We start from the raw sequence: 3,243 nt of genomic DNA on the forward strand, positions 1-3,243 counted from the left end.
GGGTCGGAAACTCTGTGGGAAATACTTACGTAATTTGTAATCAATGTAAAGGTGACAGCTATGATATAGCTCATAACCTTTTTGGCACTGAAATAGAAAAGTCCATTGCAAATATTATACAAAAAAACATAAATAAAAATACTGGAAGAGGTATTACAGCCAGAGGTGTTAATGCTGAAACTTTCTTAAGGTGGAACGACTTTGAAGATAATTTTTATGGTTTTGAATTAGCTGATTTTGGACAAATTACAGCTCAGATTGTGGACAACCAACAACCATTCTATGGAAGAAACCGTTGGTTCGGCAGTTCATTTGATGCCCATTTATATGCAAGCCCTAATACAAATGGCAATAATACTGCATTTATTTTGCCATTAACCGGTACTCCTTTTCATCCTACAGGTTTGAATAGTGGTGGTCCAAATCCGATTGGGATATTTGTGCTAAATAATCTTAGTGATCACACTTCTGAGCCAAGTTGCCCCGGCAGTCAAATGATCTTAAGTGGTTGGGATGACTATGAAGTTGATATTGAATTTAAAGCTGTAAATGTCTTAAATGACACTATGTTTTTTGAAGGCTTAAATGATGAACAACTTTGGTGGGCAAAAAATCAAATCTATGCAATGATTTATCTGGATCAGGACAGTCAGCTTGTTTACCCTGAGGTAGATTCATTTTTTCAAGACTATGGAAATAGTTTTTATGCTCAATTGCTTGACTGGAAACACGATCTGGCTCAGTTAAACCCGGACAGTAATAGTTTTACAGACTACTTATCTCTTGAGCAGGATTTGTTTTATATAAATCCTACTAATGCAATGGAGGAAAATATGCAGTTTATAGCAAAGCTAAGAGTTCAAAGCATGAACGGTCAATTCACAGGTGTTTACAATGCTCATGAAACGGAATTGTATGCATTAGCTAATCAATGTCCTATAGACAATGGTCCCGGGGTATATTATGCGCAGTATATGTTGAGTGCATCAGATACGGCCTATCTCAATTACTTATGGGCTGATACCTGTAGCACATCGCCACAATTACGCTTGGCTGCTGATGAAAACGAATCGAAAGATAAAATTGAAACAAAAGATGTACCGAAATTTGAATCAGGAATTAAATTCTACCCTAACCCTGTAAGAAAAGGAACTGCTGTGGTGATTGAAAGCAATGATAACGGTATAGCAAGGTTATGGAACTTTTCCGGTAGAATGATTTTAGAAACCAACATCAATTATGGCACAAATGACATTCATATTCCTACACAGATAGCTTCCGGAATTCATGTAATTGAGTTTATTCCAGATAACTATGATGGTTTAGTAAAGCGCCTGAAATTAATTGTATTAGATTAAGCCATGATAGATTTTACAAAAATAAAAATCGGTTTAGTAGTAGTATGCTTTAACATTCTACTACTAAACTCTTTAAAAGCACAAACCGAATGGAATTATAGAGATGACAATTGGCTAATGATTCATTGGAGTATGTTGAAGTTTAATGATTCAACAGAAAATCCTAAAGCTGTTTTTCTAAAAGATAGCATCTTTCCTTTACAATACAACGATAGTGAGTTTTCATTATTTGGACACTATCAATCAAGTTTGAATCATAAAGAAACAGGCGATTTACAACTTGCTTTAATTGGTAATTTTGTACATTTTCAACGACATCTCGTTGATCATAAATTTCATTTTCTTGAACAGGATACATTCATAAACTGGCTGGGGTATGCTCAAGTCCCTTTTTTTATGGAAATTAAGGAAGATACTTACATGCTGATAACTACCGGATATAACCCTGATTTTTGGTATTATTTTCTTAATCCTGAGGTTAAAAACCCATATACATGTTTCAATAATGGTGTTAGCTTCTATAATTATCCATTTTGGTATTATCATATTTTTGAGCGAACGGCAAACGGACATTTTAATATTGTTGAAAAAAATAATCTTTTCCTGAAGGACAAACGCATGGGTGCCCGCTTAAGTGCTGCTCGTCATGCAAACGGAAAAGATTGGTGGTTGTTAATGCAAACTGTCCATTGCAACAATCAACCCGGCGGTGAGATATATCGTTTTTTGGTAAAGGATGGTGAAATTTCCGCACCGCACATTATACCTGCAGATAATGAATTGTATGGATTTAGAGATGATGTTGGTAGAATTATTTTCTCGCATGATGCGGAAAAGGTAATATTTACTAGCATGCATGGACAAGTAGATGTATATGATTTTAACAGGTGTAATGGGGATATAACCTTTTTATCTTCTCTCGGATATAATCCCACTTCCACTTTCTTAAACAGCCCTTCAGATGACAGTTTAAAAATTCATGGAATATATGGCGCTTCACTATCACCCAATAACCGGTTTCTCTATGTCAACAATACTGCTTTACTAAACTCCGATCTATTCAACCCTTTTTGCGACTCACTTTTTATATACCGGTTTGATTTACATGACTTAGGGAAAAGAGAGGTATTAATTCAAATGAAAGCTTGTGATACTTTGGCATTTGGTCATATGAATACTGCTCCAAACAGGAAAATATATATGTCTCATCTTCGATATGAACAGAAAATGTTGCAACCCGACAATCCCTATTGGGACAGTTCAATGGCTTATATGCCTGCAATTGTAAATCCGGATGAAGAGGACATAAACGATGTTATATTTGATTTAGAGCATCTTTATCTTGGTGACAGCGCCAAAATGTCTGGTTCTCTACCCTATTTCGTCAATCATCTCGGAGCATTACCCGTTTATCAAACGGGTGCAATCCAAGACACCCTGCAAGCTTGCTATGGAGATACCATTCAATTAGGTAAAGACCCCATAGATAATATCACTTATGAATGGCAAGAGTTAAATATACAGGAAGGGCGGCATGAGGCTAATCCTGAAATCACGGCGATTCATTCCGGGCTTTATACGGTACGTTTAGAGGAAGTCGGTGTCGAGCGTTTTTCCTGCACAGAACGCATAGATAGTGTTTTTGTAAAAGTAGAAAACTGCTATATACCTGAAGAAAAAGACCCGATGATTTTACCCACAATTGTAGAAGCTTCCGGCACTTATACCATCCTCAATCTAAGAGAAAAACTGCGTTTTGAGGTCTTTAACCTGCTCGGTCAGCGCATTTTTCAAGAAAACAACTACAGCAATAACTGGCAATTGTCCGGTATTTCACGCGGCATGTACCTCTATCGCCTCCACCTCGAAGACGGAGAAGTGCAGA

The 3,243-nt window shown here is 36.7% G+C and carries 2 protein-coding genes; both read left to right on the plus strand.

Annotated features, from left to right (window positions below; genetic code table 11):
- Positions 1 to 1,358 (plus strand): hypothetical protein (locus tag EA412_00155; protein TVR84757.1); only part of this gene is annotated, 1,358 nt, incomplete at its 5' end.
- A 3-nt stretch (positions 1,359 to 1,361) separates the two neighbouring features.
- The coding region (locus tag EA412_00160; protein ID TVR84758.1) for a T9SS C-terminal target domain-containing protein at positions 1,362 to 3,243 on the plus strand (1,882 nt) is incomplete at its 3' end.

This window comes from Chitinophagaceae bacterium, from assembly GCA_007695095.1.
Lineage (GTDB): Bacteria > Bacteroidota > Bacteroidia > Chitinophagales > REEL01 > REEL01.